Source organism: Bacillus bingmayongensis (assembly GCF_000299035.1).
Lineage (GTDB): Bacteria > Bacillota > Bacilli > Bacillales > Bacillaceae_G > Bacillus_A > Bacillus_A bingmayongensis.
The window spans coordinates 364,893-390,231 of the sequence record NZ_JH921518.1 but is presented as its reverse complement, the minus strand read 5'-3'; the positions used below and the strand labels follow the sequence as shown (position 1 = coordinate 390,231).

The following is a 25,339-nucleotide window of genomic DNA, read 5'->3' as shown; positions in this document are numbered from 1 at the left end:
ATACGCTTAAATATGAATAAAATGGAGGCGAGAAAGTTGGTATTTACTAGAATTTCAAAAGAGTTAATCGGTACGCTTCTTATTGTACTATTTTTATTTTTATTATTTTTTGTAGATTTTACAAATCTAGCAGTTTTACAAAAAAGTATTCCAAAAGAATGGTTGAACGTAAACACAATTTTTTTAAGTATTTTCTTTGAGGCAGTACCGTTTATTTTATTAGGAGTTATCGTTTCTTCCATTATTCAAGTATTTGTGACGGAAGATATGATTCAAAAGGTATTACCAAAGTCACCTATCGTTATGATGCTACCAGCAGCATTTGTAGGTATCATATTTCCAATGTGTGAATGTGTCATCATCCCTATTGTAAGAAGGCTCATTCAAAAGGGATTACCACTGCATGTTGGGATTGTCATTTTAGTGAGTGCCCCCATTATGAATCCAATTGTTTTTTTGTCTACTTTTTATGCGTTTCAAACAAATCCATCGATTGTATATGCTCGTTTTGGTATCACTTTTCTAGTTGCGCTGCTCATTGGATTTATTGTGTACTCCTGTTACCGTGGAAAAAATGTATTAAAGGATACAACAGTTCCAGCACATGAAAAGAAAAAAAAGAGTTGGAAAGATGTTGTAAATCATACAGTTGATGAGTTTTTTGATACAGGAAAATATTTATTAATCGGTGCATGCTTGGCAAGTTTATTTCAAACATTTTTAGATCGAAATGTTCTTGACGCAGTAGCACATAGTGAAGTATTTTCACCATTTGTAATGATGGGATTTGGTTACGTCTTATCTCTATGCTCAGCTGCAGATGCTTTTATTGCGGCATCGTTTGGTCATATATTTTCTAGTAAAGCTCTTCTTTCATTCCTTGTATTTGGTCCAATGCTTGATTTTAAAAATACATTTATGTTATTTGCTTATTTCCAAAAGAAATTTGTATTCGCGTTTATTGGGATTGTAATCATGACTGTGTATATTGTTGTTCAGCTGACAATGTGATTAAGGAGGGAGAAAAATGCGTAATCATGAACAAAGAAAATTCCATAGTTACATTCGCGGCATCATTTTAATTGGTTTTGCAATGCTTTTATTTAAACTTCTTGTAACAGGGAATATTGATCACTTCATTGCACCTAAAATGATAAAGTTTACATATGTAGCATTTGCAGTGTCACTTCTTCTTGGATGTTTACAAGTATGGAAAAATGGTAAAGAGAAACAAAATGCCTGTCATTGTTGTGAGCATCATACAGCGCCGAAATCAAAAATGGGTGTTTTTCTGTTATACTCCCTATTTCTTATTCCTATTGTTAGTGCATTTTTATTCTCGAACGTAACGATTGATGGTAGTCTCGCATCAAACAGAGGAATGAATCAGAGTGCACAGGCAAAGAGTGTAGAGCAGAAAGTACCACAAACGAAACAGGTCAATCCCGATTGGAGGGAGTTATTAGTTGACAAAGAAGAAGAACCGATTCAAAATCTTCCCGCATCAGAGCAGTCACCAGAAGAATTAGAAAGAAACATAATAAAACAAAAGACCATACAGGTGGATGATAAAAATTACATTCAAACGATGAATATAATTGGTCAAGACGTTCTCGGGTTTAAAGGAAAACAAATTACGTTTACAGGGTTTACCTATAATGATAAAGAAGTGAAAGGGGATAAAATAGTAGTTGCTCGGTACGGCATTACATGTTGTGTTGCCGATGCTTCTGTTTGGGGGATGATTGTTTCTGGAAATGAAATAAACACTTTTCCAGAAGAGACGTGGGTGAAAGTTACAGGGACATTAGATGAAACGACGTATAAAGGGGTACTGTTTCCACTTGTAAAAGTTAGTAAAGTAGAAAAAACGGAAAAGCCAAAAGATCCATATGTGTATGATGCTTTGCAGCAATGATGAAGTGAAGCAGCTAATCATATTATTTTAGGACGATGTTTTTGGAAGATACTTTTGAAAGTTATAAGTTGAATTTGAAATAGGAGAAATATATTAAATCATGACAGTGTCCTTTTAGGAGTTGGTATATTATTGATATATTTTATACCTTTTCTCATATTAAGCCTGTATGATTTTAAAAAGAAAGATCTCGTACATTAAGCAAAGAAAATCCTTCTTCACTCTAATGAGAAAAGAAGGGTTTTTTGTTATTTATACAATGGATTATCGACTTTTACATAAAAATAGGAGTGAGCTTCTCCCATCATTCGCATTAGCGTCAGGGCTTTATAGTCTACCTTTTCTGCAAAGAAGATATCATAATCAGTTGTTGCGTTTTTTGTATAGTGTGAGTCTTGTTGTAAATCTAAAAAGATATTTTTTGTGACTCGTTTTACAATATTCCAAAGCAATTGTTCGTCTATGTTATAGAAACGGCTTACATGAATAAATAACTCTCCAAAGTGATTTTGCATAACGGAGTAAAATACCTTGTTTCGTACACTCTTTTCATCATCAACTAAAATGCGTGATTTGTGATGGAAGTTTGTAATGTCAATCCCTGCCTGTTGTAAACGACCACGGTGAACACGAATGCCTTCCCAATCACGAACAAGAAGTCGGTCTGGTGTGCCATCTTTTTTAAAGACAGGTACTGTATTTTGCAAGTGGCCCTCTAAGCCAATTCCGTACTTCACCATAAGTGGAATAAATCCAGTTAAAGCGTTGGCTACATATTTTTCAATAAATGAAACGATTGCATCATGTAATGGTAGACAATGCTTTACTTTATATAGTTCGATAAGTTCAACAATAAGTGGTTGATTCGCTCCGTGTGCAGATGCAACGAGAGCAGAACCGACAATAGCCCATTCGTCTTTATTAATATAGGAGTACACATTATCACGAATGACACATGCAAGATTTTCACTTCTCAAAGTTTGCATATCTATATTAGAGTCATTTGTGCTGAGAAAATGTGCGCCAGCACGTTCCATAATCGGAATAAATCTTCTTTCATCGATACTTGTATCTGCTTTCATAATTTTTTGTAATATATTGCTCATCAGTGGGCCGTTATGAATCGTTTGTTCTGATAAGGTTCGCACTTCACCTGTTAAATGAACATTCGTTGTTAACTTATAATGAGGTCTTCTTGTATCATACTGTGCTGGGAAAATGGTACGAAATGACATACCAGCTACATAAGGCGCCTCATAATCAAAAATAATGATTTTTTTCTGTTCAATTTCTGTTTTGTATAACTCTTGCAATGTATGAATCGTTTGCCAAGGATGGATAGGTAATAGAAGATAATCATCTATTCTATCATCTAGCCTAACCTTAGCCTCGGCTTTCAGTACAGGCTCGAACGAAAAGATGATAGGATTCCAATCTTGTGATTTCATAAACGCAGTACTTACTTCTTTGTTATGAACGGCTACAAATCGAAGTGGAATCGTATTTTTAAACTCTGCTGAATACGCAATTGTTTCTTCAGGGTTTAAACCTTTTCGCATTTTTGCTCCAGGATGACAAGGGTGTCCTTCAATAACAAGCTGTTCAAAAAAAGCATAATGATCATCTGTTTGCGCAGCTGCTTCTAATGTTGATACCTCAGTAGACTGTTCATGAAATGTATAGGCAAGCGATAAATTAGCAGCACTATTAGCTAAATCCTCTTCGAACATATGAAAATAAGAAGATAGTCCTTCCCAACCTTCTTGGAAAATTAAAGCTAATACTTCGTTTGGATGTGTAATTTCTTTTTGCTCAGATGGTGATATGAGCATGTATGGCCCGTTTACAATTGGACGCTCGAAAGCATACACTTGTTGAACTGGTACGAGTAAGTAGCAGTCTTGATTCTTAAAATATAAAGCGTGTATTATGGAAGATTTTTCAAAACTCTTCTGGTGTATATGTATATAATCTAGTAAATAATCTGGACAACGGTACGCTGAAATAGAAACAAACGTTTTAGTTGACCTTTGAAATGTCACCACAGTATCCATTAGATTGCTTATATTTTCTCGGATGACAGAAGATAGTAGTCGTTCTAATATACCGTTCCGACCTTTATATAAATTTTGTTTATATATTTCATGTAGCGGTGGATGGTTTTGCTGTAAAAAAGAAAATAATGTTTGTTCTTCTACCTCAAATGAATGAATGCTGTGTAAGTTCATAGAAACCACCTTTCTCAATTTTAGCTCTTTACAAAAAAGAGAGAATATTTTATATTGTCCTTACAATGATGATGATAATCAATTTCAATTATAAAGATTGGATTAAAAAATGCAACAAAAAATTCGAGGTGATTCTTATTCGAAAACTGTTTTTTGGTAGTTCATTTTTTTTGTTTATGGGGAATTGGCTCGGAATGACTGCTATTAATTGGTATGTCTATGATTTGTACCATAGCGCGACATATTTAGGATGGTTAAACTTTGTACGACTCATTCCAATCGTATTATTTAGTGTGTATGCAGGAAAGCTTTGTGATTTGTATCCACGTGTCAAATTAATGAAATCATATTCCTTATGGGGATTTGTATTGACAACTTTACTTGCGGTTTATGTTGCTTTAGTTACTCCTTCATATTTTATTTTTTTACTTTTTTCATTTATTCGTGGGATCATTAGTGCATTAGAAACACCAAACCGAAATACACTTCTTTCAGATATTGATACAAATAATCAAATTAGCAAACTGATTTCCATGCATTCATTTTTCATGAATGTTTGTCGATCAACTGGCCCGGCATTAGCAGGATTTCTTATTGCAGCAGGGCATATCGAATTAACATTTATGATGCAGGCTGTTTGTTCACTTATTGCTTGGATTCTTGTGATACCAATGAAAGATCAACCAATGAAAAAACGAAAAGAAAAGAAAAAAGCGAGTTGGGAACAAATTGCTGCTTATTTTTCTTATGACAAAATGGGAAGAAATATCTTTGTGATGTCACTTATTACAATGGCTTTTGGTTTTTCCTATACATCGGTTTTACCAGCGCTTGTTTCAAAGCAATTTACGGGAAAAGCAGAAGTTTTTGGAATCGCTATGTCATCAGCTGCAATTGGTGCGATTATAGCTACTGTGATTCTTCCAAAAGCATTGACATATATTTCAGAAGTACGTCTGTATTATGTTAGCTTAATTGCATTTTCAATTTCTTTAGCACTACTGATTGTTAGTAATACATATGTATTTTTTATTCTTTTATTTTCTATTGGTCTATTTGGTCAGTTATTACGATCAAGTAACCGTGTCTATTTTCAGCATCATGTCCGTGAAGAAGAGAGGGGACTTATGCTTAGTGTAGTACTGATGGATCGAGGGATGATACCACTTGGTTCTATTTTAGTTAGTTATTCCATTGAATATGTTGGTATTGCTCAAACATTTATTTTAATGGGAGTTGTATGTATGGTCCCGTTATTATTTCAATTTATAAAACTGAAACAGCAAAAAGGAAAGGTGAAGGAATTTGTCCATGCAAAGAAAACAAGTTAATAGAGTAAAAGCAGAACGTAGTATTTTAAATCGTTTTTGCAATGCATTGATTCGGGAGAAAGTGCTACAAGAGAACTGTGCGATATTGAAACATGAGCATGGCATAGAGATTGTAGATAGTATGAACGATGTGGAATTATTGTTAGAAGTAAAACAAGAGGGAGCGTTTGAACGATACGAGTTTATATTCCCAATTCGTTTTAAAGTTCGTGGACATATACGGTGGATTGATTCATTGTCAATGTTTTGGGAAGAAGTTGCTCCGTTCTTTCGTATCCATATTTCACAGTCTTTACAAGAAGAACTGGAAAACAGTGTAACCAATTTAGCGCTAGCATATGAAGCATGGGATCGGAAACAAGAATGGGTGAAACAACAATTAGAGACAAACGTTTTGTTTATAACAAAAACAAAGCCTAATAATTTATATCAATTGTTAAAAGTCTTACAAACATGTATACCATTTGATGAGCTTACTTATACGGAATCACTTGTTATTGAGGGACATCCGCTTCACCCATCTACGAAAACGAAACTCGGTTTATCAAGAGAAGAAGTGAAGTTGTATGCACCAGAATTTGAACATGTTGTTCCGTTACATGTTCTTCTCGTTCATAAAGAAGTAGCTGAAGTAACGGGAGATCATATGCAGAAATCACTTATATATGAAAATTCACCAGAGTTATACGAAGCAGTACACACATTACTTGTAAATAAAGAAAAAAGAATGGAAGATTATTATCCATTTCTCATTCACCCATGGCAGTATGAACATGTATTACAAGAAGAATATGGTTCAGAGTTAGAAGAGGGATGGATTATTCCAGTGCCATATCAACTATCTTCACGTGCAACATTATCATTTCGAACAATGAATGTATTAAAATTACCATATCACGTGAAACTTCCAGTGCGAGCGCAAGCAACGAGTGCAGTTCGTACCGTGTCACCAGAAATTACAGTAAATGGCCCACTATTATCAACAGTATTAGATGGCATCTATACAAAGGAACAAAATTTAGAGCAGTCTATTGTTGTTGTAAGGGAACGAGTAGGAGCCTATTTTTCTAAACCGAATACTAGGGATTTAGGACGTAATTTAGCATTTATTTTACGGGAAGATCCCAATCAGTATAGAAGAGAAGGAGAATTATTATGGGTTGGTGCAAGTTTAACAGCCAATAATCCATTAAAAGAAAATGAACCTGTCATTTTAGATATAATGCGTACATATTTTGACAAAGAGGATATCGGTAAAAAAGAGATATTCTATTATATTACTCATTACACTGAGAAAGTGATGTTGCCATTATTAGAACTTGTTTTACGATATGGGATTGCTCTAGAAGGACATATGCAAAATTCTATTATTGTGACAAAAAATGGTGAAGTACAACGTATTCTCATTCGTGATCTTGGTGGAGTAAGAATTTATAAAGAGAAATTGGCGGAATTGATAGACCTCTCGGTTATGAAAGAAGCAGCATTATTTACAGAGAATATGACTGAAGTATATAACAAGTTTATTCATTCTGTATTGCAAAATCATTTTGGGGATTTGCTATTTACATTGGCTCGAGCAGTTGATGATATACAGGAAAAAGAGTTATGGAGAATTGTTGCAGCTGTGGTGGAAGAGTTTATGGTAGATGTAACAGAAGAGCAACGAGCAGCAATATTTGCACCTTTTATTGAGACTAAGGCATTATTTTCGATGAGAATACATGATCAAGCAAAATTGTATTTATATACAAATTTTGCTAATCCGCTTTGTATGTAGGAGGAATAAAAATGCGGCCCATCATGAAAATAAACCTTTCAAAATTAAAGCATAATGCCATTATGATAAAACGATTATGTGAGCATGCAAATGTTTCATGTTTTCCAGTTACAAAAGGAGTAAGTGCTGCAACAGAAGTAATCGAAATTTTGAAAGAAGCTGGATTTACAAAATTTGCAGATTCAAGATTACAGCATCTTCATAAAATCCGTGAAATGGTGGGAAACAGTGCGGAACTTCTTTTAATTAGAACACCAGCTTTATCAGAAGTAGAGGAGACGGTTATAACTGCTGATATAAGTTTGAATTCTGAACTCTGCGTGATTGAGGCATTGGGAAGGGCTGCGACGAAATATGGGAAAATACATCGGGTCATTTTAATGGTAGATTTAGGAGACCTTCGCGAAGGTATGTTGCCTGTGCAAATGGTGGAGATTGCCCAAAGAGTAGTGGGGATACAGGGAATAGAGCTTGTTGGTATTGGAGCTAATTTTACTTGTTTTAGCGGTGTGATTCCAACTGAATCTTCTTTGCTAGAGTTAACACGATTGACTGAGCTAGTGGAAGAAAAAATCGCGCAGCCACTTTCCATTATTTCGGGTGGAAACTCCAGTTCCCTACCGCTTATCTTACAAAGGAAAGAAATAGGGCGTGTCAATTCTCTTCGTATTGGTGAAGCTATTTTTCTTGGAAAAGAAACAGCATATGGGAAGAACATTCCTTTTATGTACCAAGATATATTTTCAGTAGAAGCTGAGATTATTGAGGTTAAAAGAAAGCCCTCGATGCCTAGAGGTGTGATTGGAAAAAACGCTTTCGGTCAAGTTCCATGTTTTGAAGAAAAAGGAGAACGATTGCGAGCTATTGTTGCGATTGGCCGACAAGATCTTGATATTAGTGGGCTATATCCACTTGATGGGCATATCGAGATTCTTGGCGGAAGTAGTGATCATTTAATCATTGATATAACAGATAGTGAGACATATCGAGTAGGCGATATAATTACGTTTCTTCCAGCATATAGCGGGATGCAAAGCGGTATGGTTTCTTCACTTGTACACAAACAATATGTATTAGATGATGTGTTACAAAAAGTGCTTGTTCTATAAAGTGAAATTTTGATTCGTGACCCCAAATAATTGTGAACTCTCATCAATCGATCGCTTGTTACATATATTGAGTTTGTAAAACAATATACGTATATACTAAATGTTTTAATTGAAGAAGAAAAAGAAGTGCATAATCAATAAGTAGGTCGTGAAATGATAAAAAGAGAAACAGTTGAACAATTTTGCTCAACTGTTTCTTTTTTTTAGGGCTTTTTACTTGTTTTGTTAATTAATAAATAAAAATGCAATATTTTTTATAATTTTCATTGCGAAATGTCTGCGCTACTTTTACAATAGAAAAGGTGTATATTTATTTATACTAAAAAAACAAATCGGAATAATATGAAAATTATAGTTTGTCTTTGTGCATTGTACACAAAATTACATGTTAGACGACGTATATCATGTTATCGACTTGTAAGGAGAGAAGCAAATGAAAAGTGTAAGATTACCATCGATTCCAGAAATCATTATTCTTTTATTACTGTTTCTTGCTGTTGTCTTTTCCTTTCAAACGATCTTTAATTTGCCTATTCAATTAGCGCTATTTATTTCATGGTTTTTAGTAATTGCGCTTGGACTAAGGTTAGGGTTTCGTTATCAAGAATTGCAAGATGCAATTACGAAAGGAATTTCCAATGGACTAGAAGCTGTTCTCATCTTAGTTGCTGTTGGGGCACTAATTGGAACATGGATTGCTGGCGGTGTTGTGCCGACATTGATCTACTACGGATTAGAATTTATTCATCCAAGTATATTCTTATTAGCAACCTTAATTATTTGCTCTATTACTTCCATTGCAACAGGTACATCTTGGGGAACAGTTGGTACAGCTGGTATTGCCATGATGGCAATCGGTGAAGGTCTTGGCTTACCGCTTCCACTAGTTGCTGGAGCAGTACTTTCAGGGGCATACTTTGGAGATAAGTTATCTCCACTTTCTGATAGTACAGTACTTGCTGCTTCAATGGCAAAAGTAGATGTTATTGCACACGTTCGAGCGATGCTTGTATTAGATGTACCAGCATATATTATTACCGGAATTATGTTTACAGTTGCCGGATGGATGTATGGCGGAGATAATGTTGATTTAAACAAAGTGGAATTTTTAAAAGAAGCTTTATTAAAGCAATTTGATATTAAAATATGGATGCTTGTTCCAGCGGTTATTGTCATTGCACTATTAGCATTGAAAAAACCATCGATGCCAACAATTGCAATGGGAGCGCTTCTTGGTGCAATTTGGGCAACTCTTTTCCAAGGCATGAACTTCGGTGATGCAATTGGAACAGCATATAATGGCTTCTCAATTGAATCGGGTGTTGAATTCATTGATAAGCTGTTAAATCGTGGTGGAATTGACGGTATGCTCGGTTCAGTAGCTGTTATTATTTTTGGATTAGGTTTCGGAGGATTACTTGAAAAACTAGGTGTTTTAAAAGTAATCGTATCGAAATTTGAGAAGAAACTAAACTCTGCAGGAAATGTAACGCTGTCCACATTAATCGTTGCTTTTCTGGCAAACGTATTCGGTTGTGCAATGTACGTATCACTTATTTTAACTCCAAAAATTATGCAAGACAGCTATGACAAATTAAAACTAGATCGCCGTATATTAGCGCGTAATTCAGAAGTAGGTGGAACGCTAACTTCAGGGATGGTTCCATGGTCTGATAACGGGATTTTCATGGCTGGTATATTAGGCGTTGCAACATTATCATACATTCCATTCATGTGGATGAGCTTCGTATCATTAGCGCTAGCAGTTATATACGGATATACAGGGAAATTCATTTGGTATGTTGATGATGCTGAAAAAGGAAAACAAGCGTCATAATATAAGGAAAAATCATCCCTTTCGTTGATTTGTTATAGAGTTTTTCATGTTATAGTACTAAGTCAACCCGTAAGTTCGATTCGAACTTACGGGTTGTTCAGTTTCCGATGATATTAGTATATTTCCCATACCAAAAAGCAAAATATATAGTATCAAAAACAGGAGGAGAGATATGACTGAATCGCTACTGCTGGAGTATGGGGGAGTTATATTAATTCTTATCGCACTAGAAGGAGTATTATCTGCAGATAATGCTCTTGTACTTGCGATTATGGTTAGACATTTACCTGAAGATGATCGTAAAAAAGCGTTGTTTTATGGATTGTTTGGAGCGTTGATATTTCGATTTGGATCATTATTTTTAATTTCATTTCTTGTGAATGTATGGCAGATGCAAGCGATTGGTGCGGTTTATTTATTGTTTCTTTCTGCTAGAAGTTTGGTTAAAATATATCGAAAAAAGAAATGGCAAAGAGTAAAGCATGGAGAGCAGGAAAACAAGATTGAAGAAAATACCCCGAAAAAGAAAAGTGGTTTTTGGCTAACGGTTTTGAAAGTAGAGATTACAGATACTGCATTTGCGATTGATTCAATTTTAGCTGCAGTGGCTCTTACATTAACAATTACACCACTAAATAAAGGGATGATAGGTGGCCTTGACGCAGGGAGATTTTTTGTTATTTTAACGGGTGGAATGGCTGGTTTAATTATTATGCGATTCGCAGCTACTTACTTCGTAAAGTTATTGCGTGAAAGACCTGGTCTTGAAACGGCAGCTTTTATGATTGTTGGATGGGTAGGTGTGAAACTTATTGTTTCAACACTAGCACATCCTATGGTTGGAATCATTGATACAGATTTCCCCCAATCAGTTACGTGGAAAGCTATTTTTTATATTATATTACTTGCGATTGGCGTTTGTGGTTGGTTTTTATCTCCTGATCCATTTGAAACATAATTTTTCAAATATAGAATTATGAATAAATAAGAGTGAGAATCCTTATCATTTGAGGGGAAGTCTGTTACAATAAAAAATGTAGCTATTATATTTTCAAGGGGATGAAAACATGGAGTACAGAATTGAGAGAGATACATTAGGAGAAATGAAAGTTCCGGCTGATAAATTATGGGCAGCGCAAACACAGCGCAGTAAAGAAAACTTTCCGATTGGAACGGAGCATATGCCGCTTGAAATTGTGCAAGCATTTGCGATTTTAAAGAAAAGTGCAGCGATTAGTAATCAGAAATTAGGGAAGTTATCAGAAGAAAAAGCTCAGGCGATTGTAGAAGCAGTCGATGAGATCTTGGCAGGAAAATGGGATGAACATTTCCCACTTGTTGTATGGCAAACAGGTAGCGGTACACAATCGAATATGAATGTGAATGAAGTAATCGCAAACCGCGGGAATCAAATTTTAAAAGAAAAAGAGCTTGATGTACATATTCACCCAAATGATGATGTGAACATGTCTCAAAGCTCAAATGACACATTCCCAACAGCACTTCACGTTGCTTGCGTGATTGCGGTAGAAAATCAAGTATTACCAGCGATTATAAAATTAAAAGAAACGTTAAAGAAAAAAGTAAATGAGTTTCAAAATATTATTAAAATCGGTCGTACGCATTTGCAAGATGCAACGCCTCTAACATTAGGTCAAGAAATTAGTGGTTGGCACCGTATGCTTGAAAAAACGGAGCGTATGATTGCAGATAGCAATACATATATGAAAGAGCTTGCCATTGGTGGTACTGCAGTTGGCACGGGCATTAATGCGCATCCAAAATTTGGTGCGATGGTGGCAGAGGAAATTAGTCAGTTTACAGGAAAACAATTTGTATCAGCTCCAAATAAGTTTCATGCATTAACAAGTCATGATGAAGTTGTTTTTGCACATGGTGCGTTAAAAGCATTGGCAGCGGATTTAATGAAGATTGCAAACGATGTACGTTGGCTTGCAAGTGGTCCACGTAGTGGTCTTGGTGAAATTATTATTCCTGCGAATGAACCGGGAAGCTCTATTATGCCGGGGAAAGTAAATCCAACGCAAAGTGAAGCATTAACAATGGTTGCGGCGCAAGTTATGGGGAATGACGCAACAATTGGATTTGCAGCGAGCCAAGGTAACTTTGAGTTAAACGTATTTAAGCCAGTAATTGCATATAACTTCTTACAATCTGCTCGTTTATTAGCAGATGCAACAGTTTCGTTCAATGATAAATGTGCAGTTGGTATCGAAGCAAATGAAGAGGTGATTAACCAAAATGTAAATCGTTCTTTAATGCTTGTTACAGCATTAAATCCACATATCGGATATGAAAATGCAGCGAAAATTGCGAAACATGCTCATAAAGAGGGATTAACATTAAAAGAAGCAGCATTACAATCAGGGTTATTAACGGAAGAACAGTTTGATGAAATTGTAGATCCGAAGAAAATGATTGCGCCGAAAGAATAATCTTAATGAATAATGAAGAGCCAAGGTTTTAATTTTAAAATCTTGGCTCTTTTTTCATGGTAAAATATTTGAAATGAAAGGGAGGTGAGGAGAATGAAATATGCCATTTCTACATTATCAGTGCTTATCACATATATCGTATTACAATTGTCATCAAGTACTATCATATACTTTTATATGCAGGATTCACCGGAGTGGACGAGCGTCGCAATGCTAACCCCAGCAGTATCTACGAATCACTTCTTTGAGATTGAATACATACAATTACTCTTTGTTTTTTTATCTTCCATCGTAGGATTTGCAACTCTTAAACTTATTGAAAGAAGAGAAAGGGGAGCAAGACAAAGTAAATCTAGTAATTAGTTTCACATGATAACGCTTATGTGCTATAAAAAGCTCCATATTAGAGAAAACATGGAGCTTTCATAATTTTCATGAACGAGTAAATTTAAAAATTTCATTAGCGGCTCTAGCATAACCACCCGCGTTACGAAATGATTGACTAATTTTTTTTGTATTCTTTTTATAAATGGGATTTATTAACATTGTACTAACGGCTTCTTTGATATCCTCCACCGATAATTGTTGAATATTTAACATCATTCCTGCACCAAGTTCTCTTACTCGTTCAGCAATCGTATGTTGATCATTTATGATAGGAAGCATGACTAAGGGTACTTCAAAATAAAGTGATTCACTGGTGCTATTCATTCCACAATGGCTAATAAAGACATCAGTTTGGCGAAGTATATCTAATTGAGGAACATAGTTACGAACAATAAAATTATCTGGTATATCTCCTAGCTGTTCCGCTGTTAATTGTTTGCCTATACTAAGCACTACTTTAACATTTAAATCTTTTAAAGCGACGAAGCATTTTTGATAAAATTCAGGCTGGTTGTTCATAATCGTCCCCATAGAAATGTAAATTACACGTGTTCTTTTTAATAGGTCAATTGGAAAATCGTTTGAAGTTCCATTTTCAGCAATGGAAGGACCGACAAAAATATAGTCATTTTGAAAAGCATTGCTATTTCTTTGGAAATAGGAGGAAGTAAAGACGATATTCAAATCTCCTGAACCAGGGCAAAGTAAAAAGTTATCAGGTAATGGAATATCATATTTATTTTCTAAATATAATTTGCGGTTGGTGATTTCTTCTAATTGTAAAAATGCTTTTAACATGGCCAAACGCTTTTGTTTTTGTTCCATATCATCTATTCCTGTCAGAGACATATTTACTTTTGGATCTTGTGAATATGCGAAAGTGGCCCAAGTTGCAATAGATAATAACTTGCTTTGGTGAGCAATCCATTTTCCAGGTAAAGACTGTGCATCGTATATGATGTAATCATACGTTTCTTTGGAAATTTCCTCTAGAATGGAGTCGGTGATCATTTCCATTGCATTTAGAAATTGTAATAAATATTCTTTAGGTTGGGAAGCCATAAGCCCCATACTTTCTGCAAGATTTCTTTGTGCCTTTTGATCAACGGGACGGAACTGAGCACCTACTTTTTTGATTTTTTCTTCAAAATGATTTGATGAATAATAGACAATATGTTCTCTGCGTTTTACTAAATCATTTACTAATTCTAATGTTGGATTTACATGTCCTTCCCCACCTATGTTGATGTAAAGTGCTTTTTTCATATTTATCCCTCCAGTAAATATAGTTTGATACAAGTCTAAGCGAAGAGAATATAAGTTTTATCAGTAATGATTCCTGTAGCAGTGCGAATTACAGAATATGATGGTTATAATCATAAAGTAGATTATTATGCTGAGAAATATTGTGTAATAAGATCTCTATTTTCATTTTTTTGGATGTGTATTTCATCTTTAAATGAATCTTAAAAAACAAACGTATTTATTTTCTGTTTGAATTATAACAAACGTTTTTGGTTATAGTCTATAAAAATGTTTTAACGGTGCAGTCGATTCTGTTTTTGTGCGGGGGAATTATATGTTGTATTCATATGGAGTTGAAATAGACAATCCCCATGAGACTTCTTTTTGTTAGTATGCCTATTAGTGCGCACATTTGTTTTATTAGACAAAAAATTAGCTTTTACAATCCCGCTTCTATTTAGATATTTCTATAAATTTAAGGTAGGTAAAAAGCGATTCTATGTCGTAAAGGGAAATTCCATCAATATTAATCTTTGTTTTTTATCCCGCATTAACGTTTCACTTTATATCTACTATACATTCAGTTTAGATAGAGTTAAAAAACAATAACAGAAGCGTTAACCTAATATGGTAAAATTTAAGTGTATTATGAATGAGAATTAAATAATTAACTGAAGAAAAAGGGGATTGCATATGCTTGAAGAGTTATTAGAGGGTATGTTTGATGATGTAGGAGATAGGAAACAAGCAGTTATTGCAAATCATTTAGGGGAGAAAGGTTTTTGTAAAAAAAAGGTGGTTATTCAAAAGGGAATGCTTTCTTTTTATACAAAAGAATTTTCAATAGATCAAGAAATGGTAGGAAATCATTTTAATGCTCGAATTAATGGAGAGCAAGGAGTAATACTATCTTGGGTGACAGATAGACAAGAAGTAACAGGAATTTATATTGAAACGAAGGAAATTGATAGGATATTAACAAAATCGATTAAAGTCAATGGAAAAGACACTTATATTATTAATACGAGAAGAAGTGATTATCGTATTATTAAACAAAATTGATTAATTATAATAGTTGGTAGGTGAGTTAAATGAATCCTTTAGAACTTGCAATAAACACAGTTTTAGGTCAAGTAGTAAGAGTGCTTGATTGGAATATTGATAAATATAGCCATGGGAAAATATATATGGATTTAGGAAAATATGATATGAGGGATTTAAGTATTGTATTACAGGAAGGGCATTACGATACTGAAAACGGGAAACTCCAAGTAGAAAATGAAACGCGTGTTTTTTCGTTTTGTGTAGAATGTGATAAAAGAGAAGATGGGGCGCTAATTTTGTCCTATTTAAATAAAGATAATGTTGTGACTGGTAAATATATTGAAGCAAAGACGATTAATTCACTATATAGAAAAATCATGAAGATTAATGGGAGAAAAGGTTATTTAATTAGTACTAACCACAAAGATTATTTTCTTATTAAAGAATAAAGGTACATCTGATACCCTTACGTACTGTGAAATCGCATAGTTGTTTTTTAAAGAAAATGTTATTAATGATGGAATCGTAATGTATAGAATGTCATGAAAGATTAGAGGTAAAGAAGAGAGTTAGTAAGTTTGACAATTCATAGGATAGACAAACTTGCTAATATGATTAATTGGTAGGTTTGTCAATTACTTTTAGGTTGGGACATTTGTTTTTTTATAAACTGATAAATTTTTTCTCTTCTTGTGGCACACAAACTGTTAAAGTATCAAATAGTCCATACATAATTTCTAATCGTTGTCTTGTCCATTATTTTGAACCTAATTGTTTTCCATAATATTTTATGTGACGTACATTTTTAAAGGGGATTTCAGTAGTTGTAAAAAAGTACTTAACGACTAGTGAACCATTAGTTATTTCATAAGTAGATCTATACAGAGAGAAAAGGTTGAATAGATTCAATAGCATAATACAACTAAAATAAATATGATCATCACCTTGAATGAAAATTTGTGCACACCCAATAATGCTTACTAATATAAAGATAAATACGTGTACAGGATTTTTTAAACTTTGAACTTCATTTCTAATCACCTCTGAAATTTTGCTTTATTAAACAATTGCATATTTTGTTCTCAGGGAATTCATGTGAAATTTTAAAATGTGAATTATGATATCTCTATTTGGGATTTGATAGGGAATGTGTATGCTGTTTAGTTTTTAATATTCAGGGTGGTTTAGAGTACGGTATAAAAAAGGTATGATGATAGGTGTACTATTTGTATGTCTTTTCACTTTGAATGGTTGTGAATATTCGAATGGATTTCAAGGGGATTAGAACCCACTAACGAATAAAAAAGAAATCATAAAAATAAGTAAGACTTTGATCCACGTTGTGACGAAACAATAAGCCGTTGTTTTTTTATGATGATATGACAATAGAAATGGAGAGTAAATAAAGTGACATAATCGGGTGTAATAAAAACAAAAATCTTTTAATAGATTTTTGTTTTTTTAATTAACTATAAAATTCCTTCAAAAAAATGAATACGAGTCCCATGTTTAACAAAATCATTTTCACGTAGATATGGCACTGTTCATTTTATATCTTCCAATGATTTTATAGTAAACAAAGGCTCTTGAATGATTACTATAGCGTTTTAAACATACCCTTAGAAATTTTTTATCAAAAGATAATTCTCATTAATGGAGTGGAGTACCTGTAAAAAGATAAGATTCTTTCATTTTGTATCATAAGTAAACACCTCTCTTTAAACAAATACAAACATTTTTGTATTTGTTTATAAAATAAGTAAACATAATGTTGAAAAGTTTATATTGTTTATGGTAATATGATGAAGTCGATAAACGATATCGTAATTTGTTTGCATTAATAACAAACTATTTGGAGGATTGTTTAGTATGAGTGATATTTCAGAGCGCTTTTGGGAAGCCACAGTTGAGGAACTGAAAAATGGATATGTATTTGAAAAGGAAACAGAAGAATACATTTGTTTAGCTTGTGGAGAAAAATTTATTAAAGGTGTTATTTATCAAGACTACAATGTTTTGTATGAAGCAGAGAAATTCGCACAGTTGCATATTGAAAAGGAACATACATCTATGTTCGACTATTTATTAAGTCTTGATAAGAAGTTTACAGGTTTAACTGACTTACAAAAGAAGATGGTACAGTTTTTTTATATGGGTTTAAATGATAAAGAAATTGTGAAAGAACTGGATGGTGGAAGCACATCAACAATTCGAAATCATCGCTTTACATTACGAGAGAAGATGAAACAGGCTAAGGTGTTTTTAGCGCTAATGGAATTATCAGAAGTGCAGTCTAAATTTTTACCAATTCATCGAACAGCTACAATGGTGGATGACAGATATAACATTACAGAAGAAGAGAATGATGAAGTGCTGAAATTGCATTTTACAGAAGGATTAGATGGGCCACTTGTTAAATTTCCGAAGAAACAAAAACGCAAACTTATTATATTGAGACATTTAGTGAAAAAGTTTGATAGTAGTGAGAAGTATACAGAAAAAGAAGTGAATCAAATTTTAGAACAAGTGTATCCAGACTTTGTAACTTTGAGAAGATACTTAATTGAATATGGTTTTCTAGATCGAACACCTGATGGAAGTAAATATTGGGTTAAGTTATAAGGGAAAATAAAGAAAGGAGAAAGGAAAATGAATAGAAGAGCAGAATTAAAACAATTATACAAAGAAACAGAGATTGAAGCTGGTGTTTATCGTATTACAAATACAAAAAATAAGAAAATGTATGTCGAGCGTACAATGAATTTAAAGACAATGAGTGGAAGACGTTTTGAACTCAATGTAGGTTCTCATACAAATAGAGCCTTACAAGATGACTGGAAGCAGTACGGTGCAGATGCATTTGAATTTGAAGTGTTAGAAGTCTTGAAAAAGAAAGAGACTGGGTATTTTAATGCTAGGGAAGAATTGAAAAAATTAGAAGAGAAGTGGCTGAAGGAATTGCAGCCATATGGAGAGCGCGGGTACAACCGAGCAGTCTCTTAATAAAAGGAGAAATGAAAGTTGAAATCACCGGCAGATAACATTCAAGAAGGTGTAGAATCACAAGATCAACAAAAGGAAGGGAAGCCGATATGGAAATCAATGTCCATGTTTTTAGTTCCCTTACTTTTAAGTAATGTATTACAATCAGTTGGACAGTTGTTTGGGATGGTAGTAGTAGGGCGATGGCTTGGTGTAAATGATTTAGCTGCCATTTCTGCGTTTTTCCCATTGTTCTTTTTACTTGTTTCATTTGTAATTGGAATTGGTTCGGGTAGTTCTATTTTAATCGGGCAGGCATTTGGTGCTCGTAATGAAGATCGTGTGAAAGCGGTCGTTGGTACAACACTCACGTTTACATTTATTATTGGAGCCGTTTTAGCAGTAGTAGGAAGTATATTCGCCATGGATATTATGCGTCTAATGGGGACACCAGAAAATATTATTGATATGAGTGTACACTATGCACGCATTTTATTTATTTCAATGCCAGTCTTATTCTTATATTTTGCATATACAACATTTATGCGAGGGACAGGAGATTCTAAAACGCCATTTTATTTTTTAATAGTTAGTACAGTATTGAACATGCTATTATTACCTGTTCTTATTTTTGGGTGGTTAGGGATGCCGAAACTTGATGTTTATGGAGCAGCTTATGCCTCTGTAATATCAACGATTATAACGTTTGTTGTTATGCTTATTTATTTAAAGAAGAAAAATCATCCATTGCAATTGGATGAAACGGTACGAAAATATCTTCGTATGGATTGGGAATTATTAAAGTTATTACTACGCCTTGGCATTCCGGCAAGTATTAATATGATATTAGTCTCATTATCTGAGATTGCAGTTATCGCATTTGTAAATCGCTTCGGTTCTGATGCGACCGCAGCCTATGGAGTCGTGAACCAAGTAGCAAGTTATGTACAAATGCCAGCAGTCAGTCTTGGAATTACGGTATCGATCTTTGCTGCACAATCCATTGGTGCGAATCAATTTGATCGATTACAGAAAGTTGTTCGAGCAGGAATTGTGATGAACTATATCATCGGCGGTGTATTAATTGCTCTTATTTACATGTTCTCAAGAGAAATTCTATCACTGTTCCTAACAAGTCCCGATACAATTGAAATCGCGCATAGTTTAGTTATGATTACACTATGGAGTTATTTAATTTTCGGTCATGCACAAATTATTGGTGCAACAATGAGAGCAAGCGGAACCGTACTATGGCCAACCGTTATCGGTGTTGTATCGATTTGGCTTGTAGAAGTACCAGTTGCTTATTTCTTATCATACCATACGGATCTTGGTATAGAAGGTATATGGATTGGCTATCCAGCAGCATTTATTGTGAGTTTGATTTTACAATACGGGTATTATAAGCTTTCGTGGCAGAAGAAGCGAATTACTCGTCTTGTTAGTTAGAAAGTAAATGAAAGTGTCCCTAAGATGAAGGCTTAGGGACATTTTCATTTGTATGAGTACAACGAACTCATAAATAACTTTTCAAAGTCACATCAAAATGGTGTCTCATGAGTTTTCCATTATTCATATAGAATTCCCAGGCTTTCTCTGGATCCCCGATAATTTCAAAGGAATTTTCTGTTATATAAAGAGCGCAATTATCCTCTAAAGCAATGCCTTCTACATCACATGCATGGTTTTGTAAGAATAGATGGAAAGCAGTCGCTCTATCCGGCTGATTGTAATGGGGACAGAAGTGTTTGTTGACCATATTCCAGCCGGGGCTTTCTATATAGCCTTCTCCTTTGTAATTTGAACGAAGTCCAGTTGTAAACCAACACATAGCACCAGCGCTATATCCTGCAATGAATGTTCCATTATGCAAGGCTGCTATTAACTTTTCATCAATTTTGTTTTCTTTCCACTTTTCAAGCATATGAATATAATTTCCTCCACCTAGATAGATAAAATCAGCAAAATGAATCATTTCACTTATTTTATCTTCGCTATAGCTTTCTTTTATACAACATAGGGTGTGAACATCACACTGTAACTGCTTTTCAAATGTTTCTCTAAATTCTTTTATATAACTTTCATCATCATTGCTTGCCGTTGGGATAAACAATACCCTTGGAGATTGTTTGCCAGTTAACTCTACAAGTCGTTGATTTATATGGAAATGATCTGTCTGTTCGAGATAACCTCCGCCAATTACAGCTAACTTCATAATGAAGCACCACCTAATAGATTTTTGTTATCTGTAGAATTTCGCTACAGGGGAGTTTCTTTCCTTCTGTAACAAAAGATGAAAATAGGAAAGTGTTCTTAAATAAAGGGAAGGGATGTACTGTATAGAATTTAGTAGAAAATAATGAGATAATGTTAGGGGGAATCAGTATGTTTGTAAAAGTGTATCAATATCATATACAAATTGAAAAAAGAGAGAATACTTCGAGAGTCAAGAAAAAGCAAAACAGTTATATCAGAAATATATGTTCTTTCGTTCTGCATATTTGAAGAGTAATGAAGATGAGGAAACATTTAAGAAAAGTATCGAGCTTGTTAATCATGAAAAAGAATTAGAAAAGCTTTGGAAGTGATTGGAGTGTATTCTTGATCCTAAAAGAATTGAAATTATGGAGGAGAATTTTGTATAAGTGAAAGAAATCATGTAGCACTAATCATAATTCCATATTTGACCTTTTATTCATTTTATACTACAATTCGTAGTGTGATAGGAGGTAGTATATGTTCACACAGAACTATAAGTTAAATGAACAAGGCTTAAACCATTTCTTTGGACCGCTCGAAGCGAAGATTATGGAGATTATCTGGAATACCCCGGATATTACGATTAAAGAAGTTCAGCAAAAGCTCAGTGAAGAATCTCCAGTGAATTTTAATACAGTAATGACTGTGATGAATCGGTTGGTAGAAAAAGGACACTTACAAAAACAAACGGTAAAAAGAAGCGGTGTATATCGTGCTGTACAAACGAAAGAGTCCTTTTTATCAAATCAAACAAAGAAAATGACACAGGAATTAATGGGGGAGTTTGGTAATCTCGTTGTGAATCACATGTTAGATGAACTAGACCAAGCTGATCCAGCTTTAATAAAGAAGTTAGAAGCAAAACTAAATCAATTGAAAAAAGAGGACTAGTATGATGAAGTGACAAATACGAAAGATAGTATTGTTAGCAAGCATCATTAGTATTCTTTTTTTTTGTATGTTAGTGTACTACGTTACATACCCACTGCTCTTTGGAAATAAGGCATTTTTTCTATCACGGTTTTGCCTATTTGAGTTGCAAAAGCATATGAGAGAATTATCAATCATTCGCATTGTAATGGGAGGATTGTTGTTATTTACTTTATTTGTTGTATGTAAAAGAGTGTGGAAGCAGTTTTTCTATAGCCAAAAATTAAAGCGAAACCTAGTTAGGATTACTCGTAAAGAAAAACAACTGTACTTGTTACCGTCATTAGAAGTTACGGCATTTACAATTGGATTGATTCACCCGAAGATTGTTCTTTCAGAAGGTGCGTTTCAATCGTTTACAGAAGAAGAAATTGATGCGATTGTATTGCATGAAGAATATCATCAAAAAAATCGTGATCCTTTAAAATTGTTTCTCTTTACGGTGTTAGTAGAAGGGATGATGTATATTCCGGTATTGAAAGGGATGTTACAGCGTTACCATACGTATCAGGAACTATTGGCTGACAAATATGCGATGGATCAAATGAAATCATCGTTTGAGTTAGGTAGTGCATTATTAAAATTAATTAAAATAAAAACAGCATCTAATCCATTTGTAACAGCGTCGTTTGCGAAGACGGCAATCAACTTACGTATTGAGCAAATTGTTAGTCCGTCATCTGTAAAGCTTGGTATGCCGTTACATACAAATTCAGTTTACGTAACTATGGAGCTATTTCTTATTTCCTTTGTACTCATTATTGGAGAGTGCATATAGCCTCTTTTTTTAATATTTAACACTACTATGTGTAGTGTTTTGCGGGAGGAGTAAAATGAACGCAGCAGATTTAACGATATGGCTTGTAGTAGGAGCAGGGATACTTTCATTTGTATCACCATGTTCGCTGCCGCTATATCCATCTTATTTATCGTATATTACAGGTGTTTCCATTCAAGATTTAAAAGAAAACCGCGGTATGATGCAAAAATCAGCACTGATGCACACATTGTTTTTCATAATTGGTTTTTCCATTATATTTTATGCACTAGGTTTATCTGTAAGTTGGATTGGTGTAACCTTTGCCTCCAATCAAAGGCTCATTCAACAAATTGGTGGAATCTTTATCATCATCATGGGTTTATTTATGACAGGGCTGATTCAACCGAAGTGGCTTATGTCCGAAAAGAAATTTCATTATAAAAGTAAATCGACTGGATATATTCGATCTATTTTTGTTGGTATGACATATGCAGCTGGATGGACACCATGTGTAGATCCGATATTCTCCGCAGTGTTAATGCTAGGTGCGACTAACCCAGATGAGGCACTTCTTTATATTACAGCTTATACACTTGGTTTTGCGGTTCCATTCTTTGTTATGGCATTTTTTATAGGTAAGGTAAAATGGATTGTTACATATGCTGGTGTCATGATGAAAATCGGCGGTAGCATGATGATTTTGACAGGTATTTTACTTTATACGAATCAAATGACGAAAATAACAGCATTTTTTATTCGATTATTTGATGGATTTACAGGATTTTAAAAATAGGGGGACAGAAAGTGAAAAAACTAATTGCAATTATACTGGCTGGAGCACTTATTTGGGCTGGAGTTAACTTTTATAATTCTAAGCAAGAAGAAAAAGAAAGGAAAGCAAAACAAGCAGCACTACAAGAGAAAGAAGTATTACCTCAAGTAGGATTTAAAGCACCGAAAATTACACTTAAAGGACTAGATGGGAAACTGTATTCATTAAATGATGCAAAAGGAAAACCGTATATTATTAATTTCTGGGCATCATGGTGTGGACCGTGTGAAATGGAAGCGCCAGACTTAGTTCGTCTTTATGATAAGTATAAAGAAGACGTTGAAATTTTTGCGGTAAATGCAACAATTGGGGATCCGGTACAAGAAGCAAAGGCGTTTGCAGATCGTTTCGGATTTAAGTTCCCAGTTTTATTAGATATGGATGGAGTGGCTGGACTTGATTATAAAATTGTTTCATTACCAACAACATTTTTTGTTGATAAAGATGGGATGATTGTAGATCAAGCACGAGGAGTATTACCTCCAGATCAACTAGAAAAGAAATTTAAACAATTAATTGAGAAGTAAAAGGGGACATCCTAATGATGATGGACTGGATGGTGAAAGTACAGCCGATTTCTCTTATAGTGGGAAGTTTATTTGGACTTATGCTCATGAAATTAAAAATGAAAAGTCAAGGTATCCCATATGAGAGAATAATGGATGCAGTAACAAATGGACTTTTTATCATCGTACTAACATGGAAATTTGTGCCGACAATTTTGAATCCAGGGTGGGCATTTCAATCACCATGGCAAGCGTTACTCGCTGTAGGAAGTGCCCAACACATTATAATGGGTTGCTTGATTGCTAGTGGATATGTTATATGGAGAAGTAAAAAGGTTAACTTTTCACTTTTGGTTTTACTAGATGCACTTCCTTTTGGGATTGGCAGTATAATTATTTTTTATTTTCTATTTCATCAGCACGTTGGTGTGAACACAACAATGCCGTGGGGAATGAAACTGTATGATTCGAAATTTTCCTATCATCCTATATATATGTATGAAATTATAATAGCAATCTGCATATTGGGATGGTTATGGAAAGAAAACGAGAGACTAGGAACTAGAAAATACATAAGTTATTTTCTAATTATAGAAGGAATTGCTCATATTTTTATTTCACTTATAAGTGAGCAGGTTCCGGTATTATTCGGTCTATCTATGCAGCAGATACTTATTTTTGCTGTGATTAGTACAGGTATTTTGTTACTTCCGAAAAAAACAGCAACATACACAAACTGATGTGAGTGTGTTGCTGTTTTTATAGATTGTATAAACCGGTATCTTCTTATTTTATCTCTCTTTACAACCATCATTTAGAGGAATACATTAACAATCAGAATAGCTCAATGTAGATTTTAAAGCCAAATAATAAATCGCTTAATCCACTTTAGGAACTTTTTAAACTGACGATTGGTTATTTGGTGGGATTTTACTAGGTACTATATTTATAATCGGTGCACTAACATTTTTGCCTGTGCTCGTGCTTGGACCAATTGCCGAATCTCTGACCATATCATAATTACGTTGCTGCAAAAAAGAAGGGCAATACATATTACTTATGTATTGCCCTTTTACTGTGTTTTGAGCTGAATGTATTAGAAAATAGGTGGGGTAACTGAAAATAAGACAACTGCATTTTGATTAAAATTATTTATCCACTTATGTTTTAAATACGCTGGTATTTTTACACTATCACCAGTTTCTAATATATACTCTTCTTCATCTAAATACACTGTAATCTTTCCTTCTAAAACAAATGCTACTTCTTCTCCTCTATGCTCTAGAAGATTTTCCGAGGAAGAAGTGTTCGGAGGCACAGTCATAATTGTTGTTGCTAAATTTCCTGTGAAATCTGGTGATAACAATTCATAGGATAAATTATCAATAATCATTTTTTTTCGTTTATTGGAACGTACGATTAGATCGTCTGTATTTGTTTCTTCTAGTAAAAAACTAAATGTTGGAACATCAAGAGCTTTAGCTAATACTTTTAATGTTTGGATGGAAGGATTAGCAGAACCACGTTCAATTTGACTTAGCATAGACGGCGTAATTTCAGCCATCTTTGCTAGTTCTTTACTACTTAAACCTTTGGCTTTTCTTTGTTTTTCGATCTTTTTACCGATATCTATATTTTCCATGATTTATTCTCCTTAACAATAATTTAATTATATTTAAAAAAATTAAATTTAAATTAACATAAAGCTAATTTTGTGTTAAACTGTATTAAAATT

Annotated in this window: 23 protein-coding genes and 2 pseudogenes; 20 read left to right on the top strand and 5 right to left on the bottom strand. The window is 34.1% G+C overall.

Translation table 11 applies throughout. The features are described from left to right. Positions 1 to 21 precede the first annotated feature (21 nt). The gene (locus Y7E_RS0116445; RefSeq protein WP_026049243.1) at positions 22 to 1,011 is read left to right on the top strand and encodes a permease; all 990 of its coding nucleotides are present in this window, start codon (positions 22 to 24) and stop codon (positions 1,009 to 1,011) included. A 16-nt stretch (positions 1,012 to 1,027) separates the two neighbouring features. Continuing rightward, positions 1,028 to 1,918 carry a TIGR03943 family putative permease subunit gene (locus Y7E_RS0116440; RefSeq protein ID WP_017152367.1) on the top strand — a complete coding sequence of 297 codons (891 nt, stop codon included), beginning with the start codon at positions 1,028 to 1,030 and terminating at the stop codon, positions 1,916 to 1,918. Between the two features lie 248 nt (positions 1,919 to 2,166). Here the strand turns inward: Y7E_RS0116440 and Y7E_RS0116435 are convergent, their stop codons facing one another. Then, a complete protein-coding gene (locus Y7E_RS0116435) occupies positions 2,167 to 4,146 on the bottom strand; it encodes an IucA/IucC family protein (RefSeq protein WP_017152366.1) in 1,980 nt (659 codons plus the stop codon). Positions 4,147 to 4,211: 65 nt separating this feature from the next. On the opposite strand from Y7E_RS0116435, the gene Y7E_RS0116430 reads away from it, so the two are divergent. From Y7E_RS0116430 to Y7E_RS0116400, 7 genes are all read left to right on the top strand, one after another. Continuing rightward, the gene (locus tag Y7E_RS0116430; RefSeq protein WP_313771941.1) at positions 4,212 to 5,477 is read left to right on the top strand and encodes an MFS transporter; all 1,266 of its coding nucleotides are present in this window, start codon (positions 4,212 to 4,214) and stop codon (positions 5,475 to 5,477) included. Next, positions 5,458 to 7,257 carry an IucA/IucC family protein gene (locus Y7E_RS0116425; protein WP_017152364.1) on the top strand — a complete coding sequence of 600 codons (1,800 nt, stop codon included), beginning with the start codon at positions 5,458 to 5,460 and terminating at the stop codon, positions 7,255 to 7,257. Before Y7E_RS0116430 ends, Y7E_RS0116425 begins: the two co-directional genes overlap by 20 nt. 11 nt (positions 7,258 to 7,268) lie before the next feature. Continuing rightward, positions 7,269 to 8,366, top strand: coding sequence for an alanine racemase (locus Y7E_RS0116420; protein WP_017152363.1), 1,098 nt, complete (start codon positions 7,269 to 7,271; stop codon positions 8,364 to 8,366). A gap of 433 nt (positions 8,367 to 8,799) precedes the next feature. Further along, positions 8,800 to 10,203 carry a Na+/H+ antiporter NhaC gene (nhaC, locus tag Y7E_RS0116415; RefSeq protein WP_017152362.1) on the top strand — a complete coding sequence of 468 codons (1,404 nt, stop codon included), beginning with the start codon at positions 8,800 to 8,802 and terminating at the stop codon, positions 10,201 to 10,203. A 172-nt stretch (positions 10,204 to 10,375) separates the two neighbouring features. Continuing rightward, positions 10,376 to 11,161 carry a TerC family protein gene (locus Y7E_RS0116410; RefSeq protein WP_017152361.1) on the top strand — a complete coding sequence of 262 codons (786 nt, stop codon included), beginning with the start codon at positions 10,376 to 10,378 and terminating at the stop codon, positions 11,159 to 11,161. Between the two features lie 109 nt (positions 11,162 to 11,270). Further along, positions 11,271 to 12,659: a class II fumarate hydratase gene (gene fumC, locus Y7E_RS0116405; protein ID WP_017152360.1), complete on the top strand. Its 1,389-nt coding sequence runs from the start codon at positions 11,271 to 11,273 to the stop codon at positions 12,657 to 12,659. A gap of 93 nt (positions 12,660 to 12,752) precedes the next feature. Continuing rightward, positions 12,753 to 13,022 carry a hypothetical protein gene (locus Y7E_RS0116400; RefSeq protein ID WP_017152359.1) on the top strand — a complete coding sequence of 90 codons (270 nt, stop codon included), beginning with the start codon at positions 12,753 to 12,755 and terminating at the stop codon, positions 13,020 to 13,022. 69 nt (positions 13,023 to 13,091) lie between these two features. Here the strand turns inward: Y7E_RS0116400 and Y7E_RS0116395 are convergent, their stop codons facing one another. Next, the gene (locus tag Y7E_RS0116395) at positions 13,092 to 14,312 is read right to left on the bottom strand and encodes a macrolide family glycosyltransferase (RefSeq protein WP_017152358.1); all 1,221 of its coding nucleotides are present in this window, start codon (positions 14,310 to 14,312) and stop codon (positions 13,092 to 13,094) included. Between the two features lie 672 nt (positions 14,313 to 14,984). Between Y7E_RS0116395 and Y7E_RS0116390 the strand changes: the two genes are divergently transcribed. Both Y7E_RS0116390 and Y7E_RS0116385 read left to right on the top strand, forming a co-directional pair. Next, a complete protein-coding gene (locus Y7E_RS0116390; RefSeq protein ID WP_017152357.1) occupies positions 14,985 to 15,353 on the top strand; it encodes a hypothetical protein in 369 nt (122 codons plus the stop codon). A gap of 29 nt (positions 15,354 to 15,382) precedes the next feature. Beyond that, positions 15,383 to 15,784, top strand: coding sequence for a hypothetical protein (locus Y7E_RS0116385; RefSeq protein WP_017152356.1), 402 nt, complete (start codon positions 15,383 to 15,385; stop codon positions 15,782 to 15,784). A gap of 214 nt (positions 15,785 to 15,998) precedes the next feature. Here the strand turns inward: Y7E_RS0116385 and Y7E_RS31860 are convergent. Next, positions 15,999 to 16,366, bottom strand: a pseudogene (locus tag Y7E_RS31860) (PH domain-containing protein). Positions 16,367 to 17,204: 838 nt separating this feature from the next. On the opposite strand from Y7E_RS31860, the gene Y7E_RS0116380 reads away from it, so the two are divergent. From Y7E_RS0116380 to Y7E_RS0116370, 3 genes are read left to right on the top strand one after another with little or no spacing between them, the layout of a single operon-like run. Next, complete coding sequence (locus Y7E_RS0116380; protein WP_017152355.1) at positions 17,205 to 17,957, top strand: DUF2087 domain-containing protein; 753 nt, start codon at positions 17,205 to 17,207, stop codon at positions 17,955 to 17,957. Positions 17,958 to 17,984: 27 nt separating this feature from the next. Further along, the gene (locus Y7E_RS0116375; RefSeq protein WP_017152354.1) at positions 17,985 to 18,338 is read left to right on the top strand and encodes a GIY-YIG nuclease family protein; all 354 of its coding nucleotides are present in this window, start codon (positions 17,985 to 17,987) and stop codon (positions 18,336 to 18,338) included. 18 nt (positions 18,339 to 18,356) lie between these two features. Then, complete coding sequence (locus Y7E_RS0116370; protein ID WP_017152353.1) at positions 18,357 to 19,766, top strand: MATE family efflux transporter; 1,410 nt, start codon at positions 18,357 to 18,359, stop codon at positions 19,764 to 19,766. Positions 19,767 to 19,833: 67 nt separating this feature from the next. Here Y7E_RS0116370 and Y7E_RS0116365 read toward each other — a convergent pair whose 3' ends face one another. Then, the gene (locus tag Y7E_RS0116365; protein ID WP_017152352.1) at positions 19,834 to 20,532 is read right to left on the bottom strand and encodes a Type 1 glutamine amidotransferase-like domain-containing protein; all 699 of its coding nucleotides are present in this window, start codon (positions 20,530 to 20,532) and stop codon (positions 19,834 to 19,836) included. A gap of 521 nt (positions 20,533 to 21,053) precedes the next feature. Here Y7E_RS0116365 and Y7E_RS0116355 point away from each other — a divergent pair. The 6 genes and pseudogenes from Y7E_RS0116355 to Y7E_RS34785 form a co-directional block, all read left to right on the top strand. Beyond that, positions 21,054 to 21,467 (top strand): BlaI/MecI/CopY family transcriptional regulator, encoded by a 414-nt coding sequence (locus tag Y7E_RS0116355; RefSeq protein ID WP_017152350.1) that lies wholly within the window; start codon positions 21,054 to 21,056, stop codon positions 21,465 to 21,467. A 67-nt stretch (positions 21,468 to 21,534) separates the two neighbouring features. Continuing rightward, entirely contained in the window at positions 21,535 to 22,284 is a 750-nt protein-coding gene (locus Y7E_RS0116350) for a M56 family metallopeptidase (protein ID WP_034278804.1), read from the top strand. Between the two features lie 55 nt (positions 22,285 to 22,339). Next, positions 22,340 to 23,053 (top strand): cytochrome c biogenesis CcdA family protein, encoded by a 714-nt coding sequence (locus Y7E_RS0116345; RefSeq protein WP_017152348.1) that lies wholly within the window; start codon positions 22,340 to 22,342, stop codon positions 23,051 to 23,053. Positions 23,054 to 23,070: 17 nt separating this feature from the next. After that, positions 23,071 to 23,625 carry a TlpA family protein disulfide reductase gene (locus tag Y7E_RS0116340; protein WP_017152347.1) on the top strand — a complete coding sequence of 185 codons (555 nt, stop codon included), beginning with the start codon at positions 23,071 to 23,073 and terminating at the stop codon, positions 23,623 to 23,625. 17 nt (positions 23,626 to 23,642) lie between these two features. After that, positions 23,643 to 24,344 (top strand): prolipoprotein diacylglyceryl transferase family protein, encoded by a 702-nt coding sequence (locus Y7E_RS0116335; RefSeq protein ID WP_026049239.1) that lies wholly within the window; start codon positions 23,643 to 23,645, stop codon positions 24,342 to 24,344. Between the two features lie 163 nt (positions 24,345 to 24,507). Next, positions 24,508 to 24,624: pseudogene (locus tag Y7E_RS34785) on the top strand (potassium-transporting ATPase subunit KdpA); the annotation flags it as partial. A gap of 76 nt (positions 24,625 to 24,700) precedes the next feature. On the opposite strand, the gene Y7E_RS0116330 reads toward Y7E_RS34785, so the two are convergent. Further along, entirely contained in the window at positions 24,701 to 25,246 is a 546-nt protein-coding gene (locus Y7E_RS0116330) for a helix-turn-helix domain-containing protein (RefSeq protein WP_017152345.1), read from the bottom strand. Positions 25,247 to 25,339: the final 93 nt, after the last annotated feature.